Here is a 20,615-nt window from a genome sequence, read left to right on the forward strand (position 1 = left end):
AAAAAAAGCTGCTGCAAACTTTCCTTTGCAGCAGCTTTCTCTTACGTTGTCTATTCTACTGATAATACATAGTAATAAATTGGCTGTCCGCCCTGATTTACTTCTACTTCAAGCTCTGGATATTTTTTTTCAATTAGCTCTGCCAGCTCCTCTGCCTGTACCTCATCTACATCTGAGCCATAATACAGACTAACAAGCTCAGAATCCTCTTCCACCAGGCAGTCAATCAGCTCTAAAGTTGTATCCTTCATATCCTGGCCTACCGCTAAAATACCGGAATCACCAATACCCATGAAGTCATTTTCCTTGATGGTCTTTCCATCAATACTGGTATCCCTGACTGCATAAGTCACCTGACCAGACTTAATACCGCCCATAGCATCCAACATTCGCTTTTTATTTTCTTCGATTGGCTTCTCTGCGATAAAGTTGATGATAGCAGCAATACCCTGTGGCACAGTCTTAGAAGGAATCACAATAATATTTTTATCCTTTGTCAGATGCATCGCCTGCTCTGCTGCAAGAATAATATTCTTATTATTTGGGAAAATGAAAATATTATTTGCATTTACTGCTTCAATGGCTGTCAGCATATCATCCGTACTTGGGTTCATGGTCTGACCACCCTCAATAATATAGTCTACACCAAGTCCCTTGAAGATTTCATTGATTCCCTCTCCAATAGATACACTGATAAATCCGGTTTCCTTTCTTGGCTCCTCCCTTTGGGTCTGCCCAGCCTCGGCCTGTTTTGCCGCCGCCTTTTCTGCTTCACGGATTACCTTTTCATTATGCTCTTCCCGCATATTGTCAATCTTCATATTTGTCAAAGAACCATAGGTCAAGGCTCTCTGAATTGCAAGTCCCGGATCGTTCGTGTGTACATGTACTTTTACAACATCATCATCCGATACTACTACAATAGAATCACCGATAGACTCTAAATATGCCTTAAATGCCAGCTCTGTCTCTGCTGTATATTCCTTTTCCAGCATAATGATAAATTCGGTACAATATCCAAATTTGATATCTGCAGTAGATACCTCTCCACTGCTTACAGTTGCACCAATCGTCTTTGCAGGTGCAGCCTCAAAAACTACCTCTTTGCCAAGAAGTGCATCATAAGCTCCCTGAAGTACAGTCAAAAGTCCCTGTCCACCGGAATCTACAACGCCTGCCTCCTTTAATACCGGAAGCATCTCCGGTGTCTTAGAAAGCACTTCCTCCATATATTTTAATACTTCATCACAAAAATAGACCAAATCATCTGTCTGTTCTGCCATTTCTGCTGCCTTCTTTGCTCCACCCTTTGCTACGGTAAGAATGGTTCCCTCTTTCGGCTTCATAACTGCCTTGTATGCAGTCTCTACCGCACGTTCAAAGGCACGGCTCATAATTTCTACATTAATGGTATCATATTCCTTGATTTCTTTGGTAAAGCCCCGAAACAGCTGAGATAAAATGACACCTGAATTTCCTCTTGCACCACGCAGAGAGCCACTGGAAATCGCCTTTGCAAGAACCGGAATAGCAGGTTCTGTAATAGCACTGACTTCCTTTGCAGCCGCCATAATTGTAAGTGTCATATTCGTTCCGGTATCTCCATCGGGCACCGGGAAAACATTCAGCTCATTAATATATTCTTTTTTCGCCTCAATATTCTTTGCTCCTGCCAAAAACATCTTCTGAAGCATCTTACCATCAATTGTTTGTATAACCACTGGTTGTTCCTCCTTAAAAGTAAATCCTTGGCAAAGCCTAATCTACTACTCTAACGCCTTCTACTAAAATATTAATCTTTTCAACCGCTAAACCGGTAAATTCCTCTACCTTGTATTTCACGTTGCTGATTAAATTTTCTGCTACTGCCGAAATACTTACTCCATAGACTACAATAATGTGTAAATCAATCCATATTTTATTTCCCTCTATTACAACATTTACACCATGGCTAATACTTTCCCTTTTTAACAGCTTAACAAGGCCATCCTTCATATTTACAGATGCCATGCCTACTACACCGAAGCACTCCACTGCTGCTGAACCGGCATATTGAGCCAGAACTTCGCCATCAATCAGGATGTCGCCCATATTTGTACTCATATGTCCTTTCATATTAACCAACCTCCACATATATATTTATTGTCATTATTATACCCTTTTTTCCGAAAAAAAGAAATACATAAATCTAATTTGCATATAATATTTTATAGAACCATTAGGAGGGATTTCCTTGAAGCATCTGATTGGATTCATTCTCCTCTGGATTGCCTTTGGTATGCTTATCATGCTCTTCATTCGGAATGGCATTCTCTGCCTATTCATTATTATTTTTTGTCTGTTGCTCGGGTATTATTTATTTTCTTCCTGCTAAAAAAGGGTGTAAAAAGAGTCATTCTGCCTCTTTTTGACACCCTCATGTCTAACCTGCTTTTCCTGATTAAGCACGCTCTACAAGTCCGGATCTTAAGCAAGAAGTACAAACATACATCTTCTTAGCTCCTCCATTTGTCTTAACCTTAACGGACTTTACGTTAGATTTCCACATCTTGTTGTTTCTTCTATGTGAGTGACTTACCTGAATTCCAAAGTGAGCACCTTTTTCACAAATTGCACATTTAGCCATTGAAACGCACCTCCTTAGCCATATATTGTATGGATTCCATACATCAAACAAAAACATTCTATCAAAAACTTTCCAAGAATGCAAGTCTTTTTTCATTTTTTTTCAATTATTCTTTGTCATTCTCTGGGCTTACAATATTTTCTACTGTTTTTGCTACTTCTGGATTCTCCATTGTCGTATCCTTCTTTGTAAATTTATTCACCAAGTCCGGCACCATATCAAGCACCTTGGTCACGGCATCCTGGTTCTTTACATTTACTAGCTTAGTACAGCCGTCTTTAATAACCAACACTGAGCTTGGTGTCATCCTTCCACCCATACCGCCGCCGCTGTTCTGCTTTGCATTCTCTACAAAGGCACCAGCACCGACACCAAAGGATACGTCTACCAAAGGAAGAACAATCGTACCATCATCAAATTTAATCACATCTCCCACCACCGTCTTAGTAGTCAGAAAAGCATCCATTCCTTTAAATAAAGACTCAACATTTGCGTTAAAAGTATTATTATCTGCCATTTATAAATCCTCCTTTATGTTTTTAATATTTTTTATCAGCCGCCGTACATCTTTATCTAGTACTACTGTAATACAAATCCTTAAAAATGTAAATAGACGGATTCTTCCTACGATAAAAAGTTCCCCCATAAATACAGCCTGGGTAAAATCCGGATAAAGCTGGAGCTTATCGCCATAAAAGCCATATAGCACCGCCAAGGCACCAGTAAGCTCACCGGTGGTACACGGATCCCCGCTACCAAACCAGATGGTTCCCTCCACCTTTTTGGGAAGCAGTGCTTTTAGCATAGCTACTGCTTTTTGCAATATAACCTTGATAGCTGCCTTATTTTCCTGCCAGAACTGCTTTACCACTTCTACAGCCTTGACTATGTTCCACTTCTTTTTTTCTGTTTTTATCTTTTGCTTCTTCAGCGGCTTTGGCTCTTCTGCCCGCTTTTCCATCGTAATAACCTCAGCCGGAGGCTCCTCTTTTACCTCTTCAGGCACCACTCCGACTTCCGAAGCTATCTTCTCTGCCTCTTGCTTTACCACTTCCACACTTTCCTCAACAGTTTCCTTCACATCCTCTTCCAGCAAGGAAAATCTGGTTATTGGAATTCCAAAAATGCGGAATACTACCTTTAATTTTTCATTTTCATAAAGAAATGAAGCATGAATTAAATGCCAAAGCCAGCTTACCTGTCCTTTAGCATACATATCCTCTTTCTTTCTTCCATAGACCCGGTAGCGTACCGGTACGAATAACACCAGTAAAAGAAGTAAAAGGATAAACGCCAGGATAATTCCTATTATACTCAGTAAAATCCATAGTATCCGTAATATCGCTCTCACCTATCCAATCCGAAATATTCTTTTACATCAAGAGTTCCTAATGCCTTCAGCATGTCCTCCACCATTTCCTGTACCAAAAGCTCTGCTCCATACTGGCTTTTTGCAAGTCCCAAAACTATCAGCTCCCTGCTTTTATAGTATCGGAACAAAAGCTCATTGCAGCCGATGATATCAAACAGATTGTCTGGATTAGAAGCAGCACAGACACAGTATAAATCCAGAGTAAGCTTTCCCTGTTCTACCTTCCTCTTCCATTTATCCGGCTTCTTTCCAACCTCTTCGTCCATATACAGTCTTTCACACCATTTTATCATACTCTCATCCTTCCATTATATGATAAATCAGCTTCATCGACATTGTCTTTTCTGCGGTATCATGACACTGCTCCAGTGAATTCTGTATATATTCCATAACCTCCTTTGAGGATTCAAAAAATACAGGAAGCTTACTTAAAGTATTAGCCATAATTGCCCGGTTAATCAGCATAGAATTTTTAGAAAACAACTCTTTCAATTCCTCTGTCAGTTTATCAGCCTCTTCCATAGCCAGGGCACTGTCTACGGTTATCTCCTGACTTTCAAAATCAAAATTCATAAAAAGACTGTCTGTTCCCAGAGCCTGAACCATCATAAGCTCCCGTACTCCTTCTTCCTCCAGGTCTGCTGCAAATAATCCGCCCTCCAGGCATCCCTCCTCAGAAAGAAGTCTCTCCTGACAGCCCTCCAATGCCACAAGCTCCTTTTGTGCCTCTTCAAAGCAGTTCTTCTGAGAAGCCGTAAGAAGCCTCTCTATCTCCGGCTTCATCCATCCCTTTCCAGCTTCCATACCCTTTAAAAGAAATACCGCGTAAATATGATTTACAGCCTCCGCAAAAAGCATACAACGATCCATTTCTTGCATCAGGGCATCTCCTGTCTTTTCAAGAAGTGCTTCTGCCTGTCCATGCTCTTCCTTTGTCATAGCCGTAAAATCCAGACTCCCAACTTTTCTGGCTGTATCTGTATATTCGGTATAAAAGGTGCCTTCTTTCTTTGGATGGTACAGCATACTGCTTGTCCGCAGCATATACAGCATCGAATCCAAAGAAGATTTATCAGCTCCTTTATAGATTGACAATCCATCCCGAATCCGTTCAAAGTATTTCCCCTTTGTCATCCGTACCGGCAGCTGGCTAATGACCTCTTTAATCAATTCATTGATTATCATATTGTCCCTGGAGGAAAAAATATACTCCATCGTTTTCTGTATAAAAGCCTCTTCATCCAGCTGCTCTATCTTCTCTGCAAAGCGAAGCTCAATCCGATTCAGAGCATACTGATAAATCTCCAGCTGGTCTACACAGGCCGTCAAAACATCAACTCTATCCTCCAGCTCCTGTCTGGCTTTAGAAAGCTCCTCTGTTATATCCGAGACTGCAACCCTTTTATCAACCAATGCCTCTACAGCTCTGTCTATAGTTTCCATAAAAGCTCCTGCTGCCTGTGTTTCTTTTAAATTGTAATATTCCATCGCTCCAAAAAGAAGCATTTTTTCATAATAGCAGCGAGCCAGCTCTTCCTTTTTCAATCCTTTCATACCCTATCCTTCCTATTCTTCAGAAAATCCCTTTGCTTCGCTTATAATATATAAAGGCCGGTTCTTCGTTTCCTCATAAATTCTGCCTACATATTCTCCGGTTACGCTCTGAAGTATCAAAGAAACTCCATTGAAAAAAAGCATAACGGCAATTAAAGAAGCCCAGCCAGGAACTGTTGTGTTGGTAAACAGCTTCTGACATATGATTACTACCAGATAGACAAAGCTTACAAAAGAAAGCCCCATTCCTACAAAACCAGCAATCCGCAGCGGCTTATAGGAAAATGACATTGTCGCATCTACCGCCAGCTTTACCATTTTTTTTAACGGATACTTCGTTTCCCCTGCAAACCGCTCCTGCCGAACATATTCTACAGCTGTCTGCTTAAATCCGACCCAGCTTACAAGCCCACGGACGTAACGGTTCTTTTCCGTCAGCCCTTTCATCACATCACATACTTTTCTGTCAATCAGACGGAAATCACCGGTATCCACTGGTATGTCTACAGTTGTCATATGATTTAAAAAGCGGTAAAAGGCTTTTGCTGTCACCTTTTTTAACCAGGTCTCACCCTTTCTCTGCAAACGCTTTCCATAAACAACATCATAGCCCTGTTTCCATTTTTCAATCATCTTAAGAATAACCTCCGGCGGGTCCTGGAGGTCCGCATCAATAATCACTACAGCCTGTCCAGCCGCATAATCCATTCCCGCAGACACCGCCGTCTGGTGACCAAAGTTTCTGGAAAAATGAAGCACTTTTACTCTGGCATCCTGTTCTGCCAGGGCATTTAATAGCTCTGGCGTTTTGTCCCGGCTTCCATCATTGATAAAAATCAGTTCATATTCACCACCAGCGCGTTCCATAACCTCTGTTAAACGCCGACAGCTCTCCTCTATCACCAGCTCCTCATTATAAGCCGGCACAATTACTGAATATCGTATCATATCCTACTCTCCCTGCAAAGCATCTTAATTTATAACAGCACCCAGCTTCCAAACCATCGAAGAAAATTATCTACATACCAGGTAGATACCGGGAATCCGGATAACACCGGATAAAACATTACAAATAGAAATGCGGCCAGTCCTGTATAAATGCAGATACCCAGCTCTATCTTCGGCCATTTCTTCCACAACAAAAACATACAATAGCCTATCATCAGCGTAACAAAAGGTACGCTTGGGAAATAATGGTAGATAAAAGTAATTCTTCTGACAAATATCCAAGGAATGTACTGAGCCAAATATGCAGCTACAAGAAATCCTGCTTTTTTATCCTTCTTCTTTACTGCCCGGTACAGCAAATAGAAAAATGCCGGTATTCCAGCCCACCAGACAAGAGGATTGCCAAAAGCACTGATGCCCTCCTTTACGGTCTCTGTCACAGTACCGGAATAATACCAGATTGGGCGGTACATAATTGGCCATTGATACCACCAGGAGGAATAAGGATGGGTTGCGTCTATTTCTGTATGATAGCTAAACATCGTTTCCTGGTTCTTAAGCATCTTTGCAATCAAACCGGTATTCTGGTTATCCACAAACGGAATATAGGATAATGTATAAATCAAAGCTGGAATTGCCACAAAAAATATCAGGCAAAAGGCAAGAGTCTTTATAACATAGGAAAGGCTTCTGTCCTTTTTCCACCGCAGATAGAGCGTAGCAAAAAATATTACTCCAAGTCCAACTCCAGCGTAGGCTCCTGTCCATTTACTTGCTACGCCAAAGCCCATACTGATACCAGAAAGTCCCAGAGGCACTAAGGTCCTTGCAAGAGTTTCCCCATTTTGACTCCGCTTACAGTAGCAGTACATAAAATAGTACATCAGAATAATAAAAAAGGTTACAAATACGTCAATCGTAGCAATCCTGGTCTGCGTAAAATGCATAAAATCAAAGGCAAACAGAATCGTTGTGCATACTGTAAGAAAATATTCCTTTACTATCCGTTTTGCAAACAAATAAATAAACGGAAGCATAGCAATACCAAAGAGCGTCCCTGCAATTCTCCATCCAAAGGGATTCATGCCAAAAGCACGGATTCCACAGGAAATGAACAGCTTGCCAAGAGGTGGATGGGTATTTTCATAGCTGTAAAGACCATGAATATATTCATACGCCGTTCTGGCATGATATACCTCATCAAAATAAGTGCTGTTCAGATAGGTCTTTCTTCCGGTATAAAGCTCTGTTTCGTCAAAAAGCTTTGCTACATCTGTAGAATTCACTTTTTTCGGCGTTATAGCCTTTCCATTCTCATCAATAAAAACAATTTCTCCAATGGAAGCCTTATCATCCAGGAAAACAAGCCTTACATATCTGACATCCCTATTTATTTCAATGCTACCCCAGGAAAAGACCTTTTCAAGTACCAAATCCTCCTCTATCGGACGATAAGGACCATCCTCACTGACAGACGTTTCCATAGAAATCTTCCTGTCATGATAACAGCCCAGGTAATAGTCCATCTTTTGGATATGCGATACCTCTCCTAAATCCAGTACTACCTGTTCGTAACACTCCGATATTTCATAAAAGCTCTCTGGAGCCTGTCTATCTCCCAGGTGAAAAAAAGCAATCACACTGTAAAAAAACATAATTACTCCCAGAGCAATATAATCTCGTTTTTTCATCTTCATTCTCCAACTACTACAATAAGGAGCTGCCAAAAGACAGCCCCTTTTTAATTAATGCTTGTGTACATGCTCATGAGTAAACAAGTGCTCCATGCAGTACTCATAATTTCCGTCACATTTTGAGCAGAAACGGAATTCCAGATTTTCATCATCCAATTCTGTCCTGCCGCAAACAGCACACTTATGCCTTGTAATCCCCTTTGCCTGATGTACTTCTCTTTTATAGGCAGCTCTCCGCTTCACCTGTTTTGGTGACATTCTACGATAATTGCGGCTGCTGAAAAAAAACATAAGGAAGTTACCTGTAGCTACAATCAATGCAATTGCCATCGGATAAGCCCCACTAATTAAGCATGCAATAATATTGTAAGCCAACAGTGCCCCATACAGATAACCCAGCCATTTTATCTTCAGCGGGATAAAGAACATAAAAAGCACCTGTACATTTGGGAAAAGCACTGCTACTGCTAAAAACATCGTCTGATTAATATAACCAAGTCCTGCCGGATAGCTTACACCAAAAGCAAAATAAATAATGGCTGCAGCCACAATATTCAAAAGAAAGCCTGACATATAATACATATTAAACCGGAAAGAACCCCATACATTTTCCAGAGAGCTTCCAATCCAGTAATAGAAATAAAGCTCCAGGCAGTAAAGCAACATACTAATTGGGTTTACAAATCCAATGCCGGCAGAGAGCCCCGGCTGCAGAATATAGGTAAACAGTCTCCATATCTGCCCCTGAAAAATCTTATCAAAGTCAAGACAGAGCCACTGACCGTAAAAATATGGGTTGAGCAATCCAATCACAGTACCAGCAACACTCAGTACAACAACGTACCGCATCAATCCCTGAATAGCATAACGTCCGTATTTGCGTTCTAATTTATCTAAAAATTTCATTTTTGTACCTCACTATCTAAATGTACTTTATATAGATTATATTCTTTTTACCTGTGCTTTGTCAAATCCTATTCTATCGACAGGAATTTCTGTTATTTTCTGGTGTTTGCGGTATTTTCAGTCGAATTCCCGGCACAAGCTTCATATCCATTAAATCATTAAATTTTAATAAATCTTCTAAACTAATCTGAAATTCATTTAAGACTTTCTGAATATCATCCCCTTCTACTGTCAGGTATTCAAGTACCGCCATACCACCTTCCGGAGGGCGTTCCGGCGTAGGCAGTGGCTGCGGTATCGGTTCCGGTGCTGTAACAGGCACAGGAACACAAATTTCATCTCCAACCTGGAGATTATAAACATCTACATATGGATTAGCCCGCAGAATCATAGCCAGTGGTACCCGATGCATCCGGCTGATGCTGTAAAGTGTATCTCCTGCCTTAATTACATGAATCTTTCCTTCACAATAATCAAAATTCATACTATCACAACTTCTGTCTTTTTTACTATCCTATTCTCTTTTTCCCAGAAGGTTCCAGATATTTTTCTTTTTTTTAATATTTTAACTCTTGCTTTCATGAATTAACTAGCATATAATGATGTAGCAAACATTTCGACATTTAATAGGAAGAAATAAGGGAGGATACAGCCTTAGGCTGGAATTTATGCAGAATAACTTTATTACTATGGGTATTGATATCGGCTCCACTACGGTAAAGATAGCAATCCTTGATAAAAATAATCAGGTGGTGTTCTCTGATTATGAACGCCACTATGCCAATATTCAGGAAACACTTGCCTCTATTGTAAAAAAGGCTTATGCACAGCTGGGAGATATCTCGGCAGCTCCGGCTATTACCGGTTCCGGAGGACTTGCTCTTTCCAAGCATTTAAATGTACCTTTCGTTCAGGAGGTCATTGCTGTTGCTGCATCTTTAGAGGATTATGCACCTTTGACGGATGTTGCAATCGAGCTTGGTGGTGAAGATGCTAAAATCATATATTTTACCGGCGGCCTTGAACAACGTATGAATGGTATCTGTGCAGGAGGAACTGGTTCCTTTATTGACCAAATGGCCTCTTTATTAAAAACAGATGCTGCCGGTCTTAATGAATATGCAAAGGATTATAAGGCTGTTTATCCGATTGCGGCCAGATGCGGTGTATTTGCAAAATCTGACATTCAGCCATTAATTAACGAAGGAGCTACTAAACCGGACTTGGCTGCTTCTATTTTCCAGGCAGTAGTCAACCAGACCATCAGTGGTCTTGCCTGTGGAAAGCCAATTCGTGGCAATGTTGCTTTTCTTGGTGGACCGCTTCACTTTTTAACAGAGCTTAAGGAAGCCTTCATCCGTACTCTTCATTTAAGCGAGGATGAAATTATTGCTCCCGAGCATTCCCACCTTTTTGCCGCTATCGGAGCTGCTATGAATGCACAGGAGGATTCTTTAATTTCTATGAAAAGCTTCCTAGATAAGCTGGAAAAAGGTGTAAAGCTGGAATTTGAAGTCAGCCGCATGGAGCCCTTATTTGCTTCTGAGGAAGAATACCTGGAGTTTCAAAAAACGCACAATGCCCACAGTGTAAAAAAAGGAGATTTAGCCTCCTATCGTGGCAACTGCTTCCTGGGTATTGATGCAGGTTCTACAACCACCAAAACAGCTTTGGTTGGGGAAGATGGCTCTCTACTCTACTCTTTTTACAGCAACAATAACGGAAGTCCACTTAAAACGGCGATTCGTTCCTTAAAGGAAATTTACGAACTACTGCCGGAGAGTGCTAAAATTGTCCGTTCCTGCTCTACCGGTTATGGTGAGGCCCTTATTAAAACTGCTCTTTTGCTGGATGAAGGAGAGGTAGAAACGGTTGCCCACTACAATGCTGCTGCCTTCTTTGAGCCAGAGGTAGACTGTATTCTGGATATCGGTGGTCAGGATATGAAATGTATTAAAATAAAGGATAACACCGTAGACAGCGTTCAGTTAAATGAAGCCTGTTCTTCTGGCTGCGGTTCTTTTATCGAAACCTTTGCAAAATCCTTAAACTACAGCGTTACTGAATTTGCAGAGATGGCTCTTTTTGCAGAGAATCCAATTGATCTCGGTTCCCGCTGTACCGTATTTATGAATTCCAAAGTAAAACAGGCCCAAAAGGAGGGTTCAACCGTTGCCGACATTTCTGCTGGTCTTGCATATTCCGTTATAAAGAATGCTCTGTTAAAGGTAATCAAGCTTACTGACCCTAAGGATTTAGGAACTAAAATCGTTGTACAGGGCGGCACCTTTTATAATGATGCTGTTTTACGGAGTTTTGAACGTATTTCCGGCTGTAATGCCGTAAGACCGGATATTGCCGGCATTATGGGTGCCTTTGGTGCTGCATTGATTGCCCGCAACCACTATCATGGCCAGGAAACTGAACTCCTTACAGCAACACAGCTGAATGAGCTTCGTTTTGAAACCTCTATGACCCGCTGCCGTGGATGCACGAATAGCTGCCTTTTAACAGTCAATAAATTTACAGGCGGCCGCCGTTTTATCTTGGGAAATCGTTGCGAAAGGGGGCTTGGAAAGGAAAAAAACGAGGAACATGTACCAAACCTGTTTGAATACAAGAATCAACGTCTTTTTGACCATTACATACCTTTAGATTCCTCCAATGCCCCAAGAGGTAAAGTAGGGCTCCCAAGAGTACTGAATATGTACGAAAATTATCCTTTCTGGTTCACCTTCTTTACAAAGCTGGGCTATGAGGTTATCCTTTCTCCAGCTTCCAAAAGAAATATCTACGAAATGGGTATTGAATCTATTCCAAGCGAATCCGAGTGCTACCCGGCCAAGCTGGCCCATGGACACATTATGTGGCTCATTAACCAGAAGGTACCTTATATTTTTTATCCATGTGTTCCTTATGAGCACCAGGAGGTTTCTGGAGCAAATAATCACTATAATTGTCCAATCGTTACTTCTTATGGAGAAAATATTAAAAATAATGTAGAAGAATTGAAAAGTGAATATTTTAATTATCAGAATCCTTTTCTTTCCTTTGAAAACGAAGAGATTCTGACCAATCGTCTGGTAGCATGGTTTACAGAGCATAACCAGATTCCAGAGGAAGAAATCCGTACAGCAGCTCATGCTGCCTATGAGGAGCTTTGCCTTACCCGAAGGGATATCCAGAAAAAAGGAGAAGAAACCCTGGCTTATCTTAAGGAAACTGGCCGTACAGGTATTGTTTTAGCCGGCCGCCCATACCATATTGACCCGGAAATCAACCATGGTATTCCAGAGCTTTTAAACTCCTACGGAATTGCCGTACTGACAGAGGACAGTATTTCCCATTTAGGCAAGGTAGACCGTCCTACGATTGTCATGGATCAGTGGGCTTACCATTCCCGACTGTATGCAGCAGCCTCCTTCGTCCGTACCCAGAAGAACCTTCAGCTGATTCAGCTGAACTCCTTCGGCTGCGGTCTGGATGCCGTTACTACAGACCAGGTTCACGATATTTTAACGAAATCCGGTAAAATTTATACGGTTTTAAAAATTGATGAGGTTAACAGTCTGGGTGCTGCCCGAATCCGTATCCGCTCTCTTCTCTCTGCAGTAAAGGAGCGGGAGGAAAAAAATATTCTGCCTCATGAAGCAGCTGCTACCCATCACCGGGTTATATTTACAAAGGAAATGAAGCGAAATTATACCATTTTATGTCCCCAGATGTCTCCAATTCATTTTGACATCCTGCAGCCAGCTTTTGCTTCCTGTGGCTACAAGCTGGAGATTTTACCAAGCTTAAAGTCCTCGGTTGACGTTGGACTAAAATATGTAAATAACGATGCCTGCTACCCTTCTCTGATTGTAGTTGGTCAGATTATGGAAGCTCTCCTCTCCGGCCGTTATGATCTTAATAAGGTAGCAATTATTATTACACAAACGGGTGGTGGCTGTCGTGCTACCAACTACATAGGTTTTATCCGCCGTGCACTGGAAAAGGCTGCTATGCCACAGATTCCGGTAATTTCCTTAAGTGCAGGCGTGGAAACAAATCCAGGCTTTAAGATTAGCCCTGCCCTGATTAACCGTGCCTTGCAGGCTCTTGTCTATGGTGATGTATTTATGCGTGTTCTTTATAGAACCCGTCCATATGAAGCTATTCCTGGTTCTGCCAATGAGCTTCACCGCCGCTGGCTGAATAAATGTCGCCAGGATGTAAAAAAAGGAAATCTTAGAATCTTTAAGAAAAATATTGCAGGTATTATAAAGGACTTTGATGAGCTGCCATTATTAAATGTGAAAAAACCACGAGTAGGTATTGTTGGAGAAATTCTGGTTAAATTCCTTCCAATCGCTAACAACCATCTGGTTGACCTTTTAGAAGAGGAGGGTGCCGAGGCTGTCTGCCCGGATTTAATTGATTTCTTTATGTATGCTTGTTACAATAACAATTTTAAAGCTGAATATCTAGGAAAATCTCAAAAATCAGCCAAAATAGGTAACCTGATTATCAAGGTACTGGAATGGTACCGGAAGACAGCCAGAACAGCTTTGGAAGCAAGCAAACGCTTTGAACCGCCGGTTGCCATTGCTAAACTGGCCTCCTATTCAGAACCTTTTGTTTCTTGTGGTAACCAGACAGGGGAAGGATGGTTTTTGACAGCTGAGATGATTGAACTGATTCATTCCGGTGTACCAAATATCATATGTGTTCAGCCATTCGCCTGTCTTCCAAACCATGTAGTAGGAAAAGGGGTCATTAAGAGTCTTCGCCAGGCCTTTCCTGAATCCAATATTGTGGCTGTTGACTACGATCCTGGTGCCAGTGAGGTTAATCAGTTAAACCGCATTAAGCTGATGCTTTCGACCGCTGGCAAGAATCTTTCTGGAAACTGAAAACATCCCCACAGGACTATAGTAAAATCTTCCTGTGGGGATGTTTATGTGTCAAATTACAAAATATTTTATAAATTATTTAATGGTTTCATCGCAGAACTGTGGATACAGTGTTGTTCCCCAAATCGTGATTTTTCTCTTACCTACCAGAGGAACATTCTTTTTATCATAAACAGTTCTCCACCATTCCCATGCTAAGCCGGTACACTCCTGTATAACGATATGCAGATTATGTGCATTCCCAGGAATTTCTATTGTTTCGCTCCAATGGGAAGTTAAATTCCAGCCATTCTTATGCCATGATTTATGCTCCCATACTTCCTTTCCATCTTTATCATAGCTTAATTCATCCCAATCAACATAAAAACGTGCAACATAGCCTCCGGAATGATCCAATGTAAGAAAACTGTTATCGTATGATGTTGATGTTGTCTGAACATACTCTGAGTAACTGGAAATTGCAGCCGGAGCATTATCCCTCATAAAGTGGGTGGAATAAGAAATTGGTACACCTGGATTGGATCTACTATAACGAGCTCCTTCTTGAATGATTTTTTTCAAATCATCAATTTTACCACTAATAACCTGACTGGCTCCTCCTGCATCTCCACCAAAAATAACTGCACTAAAGGATGTATTCTTTAAAATATCCTGATACTCTGTATTATTACTAATATCTGCACCCTTAATTACGGCATCAAAAGCCCCCTGTACCTGTGTACTCTTGCTATCTGTTTCTAATTTAATGTACATAGAACGACCATAAGAAACATTAGAAACATAAACAGGTGGTGTGCTGCTGTTCAGCCCTTTTTTGCGTAATTGCTCTGCTGTAACAGATTCCTTAAAAAATTCATGTGGATAGTTTGGCGTATCAACACTTACTGTGTAATAAATCTGTTTGAAATTTACAATCTGAATCTGCTTTTCTCCGGAGTGTACAGCTTCAAAATTGATGTTTAATGGTACAATCAGCTTTTCAAATGAAGCACCAAATTTAGTCTTTAGCTGTGACTTGCTATATACCATTGTTTCGTTATACTGCAGCTTTGCAGGTATGTTTGCATAATCGGATGCATAAGTCTTATTCCATTTTGCCAGAAGATTATTAATAGCACTGTCTACACTACTTTTGGCAGGAGATTCTACTTTTATATAGCTGTCATTATTTTCCATACCCGGCAAATCAATGCTTAAAGTCAATTCCCCCCTTGGAACAGCTACTATAGTCGGACTGTTATCGACTAGTCCCTTATCAGCCTTTAAAATTGCTCCGGCATATATACTGGAACCATTGAAATCTATAACAGAAATATCTGCACTATTATTGGAAATACTTTTCTTTTCCCTTTGCACCACAATATATTTTCCATTTTGAGTGTTGCCACTTGTCACTGGTACATTGGTTAACGTTTCACCCGTTTGTGTCAGAACATCCTGATTATTATACTCCAGTCCGTAGATGAACTCATCTATATCATTTCCCGTTTCTGCCAGAATCTGAGTCGGTGTCATACTTAGCAAAGATATTGCCAAAAGAGCTGAAGATACTATTCTAAAAAATTTTTTTCCCATAACATAACTCCTTCCCTTCCTGTTATTCAAATACTAAATATACTACAAATCATCGTCACCTATACAATTCTTTTTCAGCCTCCATCTCCTTTCCTTTCAATTTAACAAATTGCATCCCAAAACTCCCCCTTTCTGCGGTTGTATTGACACACGAAAGTAAATTGACTTTCATGATTGTCATATCATTTAAGCATCAAGCATACTACCATCGGATATATTTGGAATCTGCCAGTCAATTGGCTCTAGCCTATGCTCCTGCAAAAAGGCATTTGCCTGACTGAAATGCCGGCATCCAAAAAATCCACGGTACGCCGATAGCGGGCTTGGATGTGGTGCTTTTAAAATCAAATGCTTGGGATTTGTAAGCATTTGTATTTTACCTTGAGCTGGTCTTCCCCACAGCATATACACAATCGGCCGATCCTGGGCATTAACAGCCTGAATTACTGCATCTGTAAACTGTTCCCAACCCTTTCCCTGGTGCGAGGCAGCCTGATGAGCCCGTACCGTTAAAACAGTATTCAACATAAGTACACCCTGATCAGCCCATTTTTTTAAATAACCATTGTCTGGTATATAGCATCCCAGGTCGTCATGAAGCTCTTTATAAATATTTTCCAGAGAAGGTGGTGTCTCTACCTCCGGCTTTACAGAAAAACAAAGGCCGTGTGCCTGTCCCACATTATGATACGGATCCTGTCCCAAAATTACTACCTTTACCTTACTTAAAGGTGTAAAATGAAATGCATTAAATATATCATCTGCATTTGGATAGATTATATAATGGCTGTATTCCTCCTTAACAAACTGAAACAATTCTCTATAGTAGGGCTTACTAAACTCTCCACTGATAGCCTCCAGCCAGTCATTTTCAATCGCTCCCATGAGAATACTCCTCTCTATAATCGTACACTGATTCCTTTTTCTCTCAGATAACTTTTTACTTCCTTTATCTCCAATTCTTTATAATGAAATAAAGAAGCCGCCAGTGCAGCATCGGCTTTTCCTTCTGTCAGAGCCGTATAAAAGTCCTCCATTTTTCCTGCACCACCAGACGCGATTACCGGTATAGAAACAGCTTCTGATACTGCTCTTGTCAAGGCAAGGTCATACCCTTCCTTCGTTCCGTCACAGTCCATACTGGTCAAAAGAATCTCTCCTGCCCCCAGCTCACAGGCCTTTTTTGCCCATTCAATGGCATCTATTCCCATATCAATTCTTCCACCATTCTTATAAACATTCCAGCCGGTTCCATCTTCTCTTTTTTTTGCATCCATGGCAACAACCACACACTGGCTTCCAAATTTTTGTGCTGCCTCAGAAATTAGCTTTGGATTATCAATCGCAGCTGAATTGACAGCTATTTTATCAGCACCCTCTCTGAGAAGCACCTTAAAATCCTCAACTGTCCGTATTCCACCTCCTACGGTAAATGGAATAAACACCGTCTCAGCTACCTTTTTTACCATATCCAGCCGGATGGCTCTGGCATCTGAAGATGCTGTAATATCCAAAAATACCAGCTCATCTGCTCCAGCCACGTCATAGGCTTTTGCTATCTCCACCGGATCTCCTGCATCCTTTAAATCAACAAAGTTTACACCCTTTACCACACGTCCCTCATGGACATCCAAGCAAGGTATAATTCGTTTTGTAAACATTTTTTTCTCCTATAAATGAACAAAATTATCCAGTATCTTAAGTCCCGCTTCACCACTCTTTTCCGGATGAAACTGACAGGCAAAAAGATTTCCCTTTTCAATCGAAGCATGGATGGTAACTCCGTATTCTGTAGTAGCGGCTACATCCTCCATATTCTTTGCCTTTAAATAGTAAGAATGTACAAAGTAGACGTAAGGCTCTTCTTCCATTCCTTTAAAAAGTCTGGCTCCCGGTGTTACTTTTATGGAATTCCAACCCATATGGGGAATTTTAAGTCCTTCTCTCTCTGGAATACGATAAATACCTCCTTCTAATATAGATAACCCCTTTACACCTTCTGCTTCCTTACTAAAGGGGAACAAAAGCTGCAAGCCAAGGCAAATTCCTAAAAAAGGTGTACCAGAACCGGCCACCTCTTTTAGAGTATTAGCTAAGTCAAATTTTTTAAGCTTATCCATTGCGTCTCCAAAGGCTCCAACCCCAGGAAGAATTACCTTATCTGCTCTCCGTATCACAGCCGGTTCCTGAGTAATCACCGGCTGTGCACCAATATATAACAGAGCCTTTTCGACACTTTTTAAATTTCCTGCATCATAATCTACAATAGCAATCATTTGAGCTCTCCTGTTTATTCTACTTCTGCTTTTTTAATTACAAGTCTGCTGTACTCTTCCTGATCTCCAGCTTCCATAATCTGGTAAGCTTCTTCTTCAGATATTTGGTACATTTCCCTGAGCTCGCCTAAAATCTGCCCTTTGACATAATCCATATCACTTTTTATGCCAAGCTCCTTTGCATAAGAAATATATTCTTCATAACGTTTTAATCCCTTTAAAAGAGAATCCAATGCTTCCGGATACATTCTCAGACCATAATAATTATTATAAGAATTTAACTGCTTATTTACATACATAACCGTTATAATCTTATCATAAATTTCCTGATCATCTTCTTTTATCTCTACGCCACGCACTTCATCATAGGCTTCATTATACCTTTGTATTCCAAAATACTCTGTAGCCTTCGCAATACTTCGGTGGTAGGAAAAGCCTTTTCCACCTAAAATAATACCAGCAGCAACCAATCCAAAGAAAACAAAAACGATAGTAGCACCAGCCCGGTTAATTCGGCCTTCATCAACCTCTTCTTCTCTGGCCTGCGTTTCCTTTTTCTTCCGCTTTAGCTCTTCCTTTTCTTTCTTTTTTGCTTCCTTTATCTTTTTAGCCTCATCCTGTTTTTCCTTCTTTTCCTGAGCCTTCAGCTTTTTCTCTTCTTCCAGCTCTTCCTTCGTCTTTTTAGGCTTTTTCTTTTTTTCTTTTGCTTCCTGTTTCTTCTTTGCTTTTTCATCATGCACATTGCCAAAAAGCTTTTGGAAAATAGACACCTTGCCCTTATTCTCTTTTGCTGGCTCCTGTTCTTCCTTCAAATCGGCCAGACTATTATCTAAATCCACAGCTTCCGAACCCATATCCAAGGTAAGGTCTGATAATTTCTCCTGAGAAGCATCTGTTTCAGTTAAATCCTCCAGATCACCCATGTCATTTAGCATTGCATCCAAAGAAAAAATATCGTCTGCATTATTATCCTGAGACTCTGCTTCTCCGTCCTCTCCCTCAGGCACTGCGGCAAAATCAGTATCTGACAGCAGACTTAATAAATCATCAATATCACTGTTTTCATTTTCTAGACTATCTGTCTCGTTTACCTCTTCTTGGGTTAAAGAATTCATTAATGCATCTAAATCTTCCATATTTTCGGATTCCATTCCTTCTGTTACATTTTCTTTTTCATTCTTTTCTTCAGTCTCTGGTATTCTGCTTTCAAGGCTTCCAAGATCATCTAAATTATCCAGAAGATTTTCTACAATATTATCCAAAGAACCCTCAGCTTTTGGAGTTTTCTCTTCATCAGCTTCTGCTTCATTCTCCATTTCCGATATCTTTGGTACTATTACCTCTGCTTCTGGCTCTGTGGCCTCTATTTCTGCCTCCATAGCCTCCAAGCTTTCCTCTTCTGTACTTTCGAAATTCCAGTCATCATTCTTTTCTTCCTGAAAGTCATCAAAATTAATATCGCCAAAGGACATCCCTTCTTCATCAAAAGAGATGTCATCCCAGCTAAAATCTTCTGTCTCCTCCAATCCTTCATCCAATAGCTCCGGATTATCAAAGACTTCTTCAATTTCGGTACTTGTACTTTTCTGTTCACCTTTTTTAGCATAATTATCATAATTAACAGGATGATTATTGACTTCCTTTAATAAATCATCCAAATAGTACTCATCTTTTTTCTGACTCATTCCAAGTACCTCCTTCCTTTAAAAAAATGCCCCAAGAAACAGGGGCGTTTTTTATTTTTCTATGCTTGCTCTTCTAAAAGCTTATCAATGGCTTCAACCAATTTTCCAATTTCAGGCTTGGAAAGCTGTGCATCAGCACCCAAGGATTCTCCTTTTTTACGCATCTCTTCATTAACCAGCGAAGAGAAAATTACCACTGGAATTGCCATTAACGTTTCATCACTTTTAATCAGCTTAGTCAATCTATGACCATCCATCTGCGGCATTTCAATATCAGTAATAACACAAGCAACTTTTTCATTAATCTTTCCTGCTTCTTTGTAATCCTGTAGCTTGTCCCATGCCTCTGCTCCATTATTACACATGGTAAGATTATTATATCCCGCCTTAAACAGACAATCAGAAATCAGCTTACTTAATAGTGCAGAATCCTCAGCAATCAGGATAGGGGAATTATTTCTCGCTCTTGCTCCCATACGGTCAATATCTGAGGTCTTCAATCCAGTCTCAGGACTAATATCAGAAACAATCTTCTCAAAGTCAAGAATAACAATCAGCTTGTCATTTAACCGGATAATACCTGTTGCAACGCCTTCATCATTCGTATTAATTGTGCTGTCCGGTCTTACTATATCAGCCCAGGAAACACGGTTAATTCCTACAACTCCATGTACATGAAACGCCGTATTCAGCTTATTAAAGTTGGTTACAATATACATATCCTGGCTGGTGTCTGGTGACGGCATCAAATTCAGATACTTTTCCAAATTAATGATTGAAATAATCTCATCACGAGGCATAAAAATGCCCTCTACACAGGGATGAGCATTTGGAATAGGAGTTGGCACCTTATATGGCAATATTTCCTTAATCTTAGCCACATTAATTCCATAATAATTATTTCCAACCTTAAATTCTAATATCTCTAGTTCATTTGTTCCGCTTTCCAATAAAATTCCAGTATCCATATCATTATATCCTCCTATCGAATAGTAGCATAAATACATCTACCACCATTATATTACACCTGAATCCGTGAAGTTCAATGCAAGTCAACCTATTAAAAGCCAGTATTTTCTAATGT

General features: G+C 40.5%; 18 protein-coding genes. 1 reads left to right on the plus strand and 17 read right to left on the minus strand.

The window, feature by feature from the left end; translation table 11 throughout:
• Window positions 1-50: 50 nt before the first annotated feature.
• From ASU35_RS06545 to ASU35_RS06595, 11 genes are all read right to left on the minus strand, one after another.
• Window positions 51-1,721 (minus strand): DAK2 domain-containing protein, encoded by a 1,671-nt coding sequence (locus ASU35_RS06545; protein WP_058352245.1) that lies wholly within the window; start codon window positions 1,719-1,721, stop codon window positions 51-53.
• A gap of 37 nt (window positions 1,722-1,758) precedes the next feature.
• Window positions 1,759-2,115 carry an Asp23/Gls24 family envelope stress response protein gene (locus ASU35_RS06550; RefSeq protein ID WP_058352246.1) on the minus strand — a complete coding sequence of 119 codons (357 nt, stop codon included), beginning with the start codon at window positions 2,113-2,115 and terminating at the stop codon, window positions 1,759-1,761.
• Between the two features lie 325 nt (window positions 2,116-2,440).
• On the minus strand, window positions 2,441-2,626 hold the full coding sequence (gene rpmB / locus ASU35_RS06555; protein ID WP_058352247.1) for a 50S ribosomal protein L28: 186 nt from the start codon (window positions 2,624-2,626) through the stop codon (window positions 2,441-2,443).
• A gap of 106 nt (window positions 2,627-2,732) precedes the next feature.
• A complete protein-coding gene (locus ASU35_RS06560; RefSeq protein WP_058352248.1) occupies window positions 2,733-3,143 on the minus strand; it encodes a GerW family sporulation protein in 411 nt (136 codons plus the stop codon).
• A complete protein-coding gene (locus ASU35_RS06565) occupies window positions 3,144-3,977 on the minus strand; it encodes a DUF2953 domain-containing protein (RefSeq protein WP_058352249.1) in 834 nt (277 codons plus the stop codon).
• Complete coding sequence (locus ASU35_RS06570) at window positions 3,974-4,291, minus strand: hypothetical protein (RefSeq protein WP_058352250.1); 318 nt, start codon at window positions 4,289-4,291, stop codon at window positions 3,974-3,976. The genes ASU35_RS06565 and ASU35_RS06570 overlap by 4 nt, the downstream gene beginning before the upstream one ends.
• 4 nt (window positions 4,292-4,295) lie before the next feature.
• Window positions 4,296-5,552 carry a hypothetical protein gene (locus tag ASU35_RS06575; RefSeq protein ID WP_058352251.1) on the minus strand — a complete coding sequence of 419 codons (1,257 nt, stop codon included), beginning with the start codon at window positions 5,550-5,552 and terminating at the stop codon, window positions 4,296-4,298.
• Between the two features lie 12 nt (window positions 5,553-5,564).
• A complete protein-coding gene (locus ASU35_RS06580) occupies window positions 5,565-6,500 on the minus strand; it encodes a glycosyltransferase family 2 protein (protein ID WP_058352252.1) in 936 nt (311 codons plus the stop codon).
• 29 nt (window positions 6,501-6,529) lie between these two features.
• Window positions 6,530-8,191, minus strand: a complete 1,662-nt coding sequence (locus tag ASU35_RS06585; protein ID WP_058352253.1) for a phospholipid carrier-dependent glycosyltransferase — start codon at window positions 8,189-8,191, stop codon at window positions 6,530-6,532.
• 54 nt (window positions 8,192-8,245) lie between these two features.
• Window positions 8,246-9,100, minus strand: coding sequence for a rhomboid family protein (locus ASU35_RS06590; RefSeq protein WP_058352254.1), 855 nt, complete (start codon window positions 9,098-9,100; stop codon window positions 8,246-8,248).
• A gap of 73 nt (window positions 9,101-9,173) precedes the next feature.
• Window positions 9,174-9,584 carry a LysM peptidoglycan-binding domain-containing protein gene (locus tag ASU35_RS06595; RefSeq protein ID WP_058352255.1) on the minus strand — a complete coding sequence of 137 codons (411 nt, stop codon included), beginning with the start codon at window positions 9,582-9,584 and terminating at the stop codon, window positions 9,174-9,176.
• Window positions 9,585-9,768: 184 nt separating this feature from the next.
• Between ASU35_RS06595 and ASU35_RS06600 the strand changes: the two genes are divergently transcribed.
• Window positions 9,769-13,995: a 2-hydroxyacyl-CoA dehydratase gene (locus ASU35_RS06600; protein WP_058352256.1), complete on the plus strand. Its 4,227-nt coding sequence runs from the start codon at window positions 9,769-9,771 to the stop codon at window positions 13,993-13,995.
• Window positions 13,996-14,070: 75 nt separating this feature from the next.
• On the opposite strand, the gene ASU35_RS06605 is transcribed toward ASU35_RS06600, so the two are convergent.
• The 6 genes from ASU35_RS06605 to ASU35_RS06630 form a co-directional block, all read right to left on the minus strand.
• The gene (locus ASU35_RS06605) at window positions 14,071-15,510 is read right to left on the minus strand and encodes a thiol-activated cytolysin family protein (RefSeq protein WP_058352264.1); all 1,440 of its coding nucleotides are present in this window, start codon (window positions 15,508-15,510) and stop codon (window positions 14,071-14,073) included.
• Between the two features lie 246 nt (window positions 15,511-15,756).
• The gene (locus ASU35_RS06610; protein ID WP_058352257.1) at window positions 15,757-16,455 is read right to left on the minus strand and encodes a uracil-DNA glycosylase; all 699 of its coding nucleotides are present in this window, start codon (window positions 16,453-16,455) and stop codon (window positions 15,757-15,759) included.
• 14 nt (window positions 16,456-16,469) lie between these two features.
• A complete protein-coding gene (gene hisF / locus ASU35_RS06615) occupies window positions 16,470-17,231 on the minus strand; it encodes an imidazole glycerol phosphate synthase subunit HisF (protein ID WP_058352258.1) in 762 nt (253 codons plus the stop codon).
• A gap of 9 nt (window positions 17,232-17,240) precedes the next feature.
• On the minus strand, window positions 17,241-17,846 hold the full coding sequence (gene hisH / locus ASU35_RS06620) for an imidazole glycerol phosphate synthase subunit HisH (RefSeq protein WP_058352259.1): 606 nt from the start codon (window positions 17,844-17,846) through the stop codon (window positions 17,241-17,243).
• Between the two features lie 14 nt (window positions 17,847-17,860).
• A complete protein-coding gene (locus tag ASU35_RS06625; protein ID WP_058352260.1) occupies window positions 17,861-19,531 on the minus strand; it encodes a hypothetical protein in 1,671 nt (556 codons plus the stop codon).
• Window positions 19,532-19,590: 59 nt separating this feature from the next.
• Window positions 19,591-20,499, minus strand: a complete 909-nt coding sequence (locus tag ASU35_RS06630) for a chemotaxis protein (RefSeq protein WP_058352261.1) — start codon at window positions 20,497-20,499, stop codon at window positions 19,591-19,593.
• Between the last annotated feature and the right edge of the window lie 116 nt (window positions 20,500-20,615).

The organism is Acetivibrio ethanolgignens, from assembly GCF_001461035.1.
Lineage (GTDB): Bacteria > Bacillota > Clostridia > Lachnospirales > Lachnospiraceae > Velocimicrobium > Velocimicrobium ethanolgignens.

What these genes read in the sequence shown, in the direction of transcription:
- ASU35_RS06550 (WP_058352246.1), bottom strand. Translation starts at nt 2,115, where the DNA reads ATGAAAGGACATATGAGTACAAATATGGGCGACATCCTGATTGATGGC.
- rpmB (WP_058352247.1), bottom strand. Translation starts at nt 2,626, where the DNA reads ATGGCTAAATGTGCAATTTGTGAAAAAGGTGCTCACTTTGGAATTCAG.
- ASU35_RS06560 (WP_058352248.1), bottom strand. Translation starts at nt 3,143, where the DNA reads ATGGCAGATAATAATACTTTTAACGCAAATGTTGAGTCTTTATTTAAA.
- ASU35_RS06570 (WP_058352250.1), bottom strand. Translation starts at nt 4,291, where the DNA reads ATGATAAAATGGTGTGAAAGACTGTATATGGACGAAGAGGTTGGAAAG.
- ASU35_RS06575 (WP_058352251.1), bottom strand. Translation starts at nt 5,552, where the DNA reads ATGAAAGGATTGAAAAAGGAAGAGCTGGCTCGCTGCTATTATGAAAAA.
- ASU35_RS06580 (WP_058352252.1), bottom strand. Translation starts at nt 6,500, where the DNA reads ATGATACGATATTCAGTAATTGTGCCGGCTTATAATGAGGAGCTGGTG.
- ASU35_RS06585 (WP_058352253.1), bottom strand. Translation starts at nt 8,191, where the DNA reads ATGAAAAAACGAGATTATATTGCTCTGGGAGTAATTATGTTTTTTTAC.
- ASU35_RS06590 (WP_058352254.1), bottom strand. Translation starts at nt 9,100, where the DNA reads ATGAAATTTTTAGATAAATTAGAACGCAAATACGGACGTTATGCTATT.
- ASU35_RS06595 (WP_058352255.1), bottom strand. Translation starts at nt 9,584, where the DNA reads ATGAATTTTGATTATTGTGAAGGAAAGATTCATGTAATTAAGGCAGGA.
- ASU35_RS06600 (WP_058352256.1), top strand. Translation starts at nt 9,769, where the DNA reads ATGCAGAATAACTTTATTACTATGGGTATTGATATCGGCTCCACTACG.
- ASU35_RS06605 (WP_058352264.1), bottom strand. Translation starts at nt 15,510, where the DNA reads ATGACACCGACTCAGATTCTGGCAGAAACGGGAAATGATATAGATGAG.
- ASU35_RS06610 (WP_058352257.1), bottom strand. Translation starts at nt 16,455, where the DNA reads ATGGGAGCGATTGAAAATGACTGGCTGGAGGCTATCAGTGGAGAGTTT.
- hisF (WP_058352258.1), bottom strand. Translation starts at nt 17,231, where the DNA reads ATGTTTACAAAACGAATTATACCTTGCTTGGATGTCCATGAGGGACGT.
- hisH (WP_058352259.1), bottom strand. Translation starts at nt 17,846, where the DNA reads ATGATTGCTATTGTAGATTATGATGCAGGAAATTTAAAAAGTGTCGAA.
- ASU35_RS06625 (WP_058352260.1), bottom strand. Translation starts at nt 19,531, where the DNA reads ATGAGTCAGAAAAAAGATGAGTACTATTTGGATGATTTATTAAAGGAA.
- ASU35_RS06630 (WP_058352261.1), bottom strand. Translation starts at nt 20,499, where the DNA reads ATGGATACTGGAATTTTATTGGAAAGCGGAACAAATGAACTAGAGATA.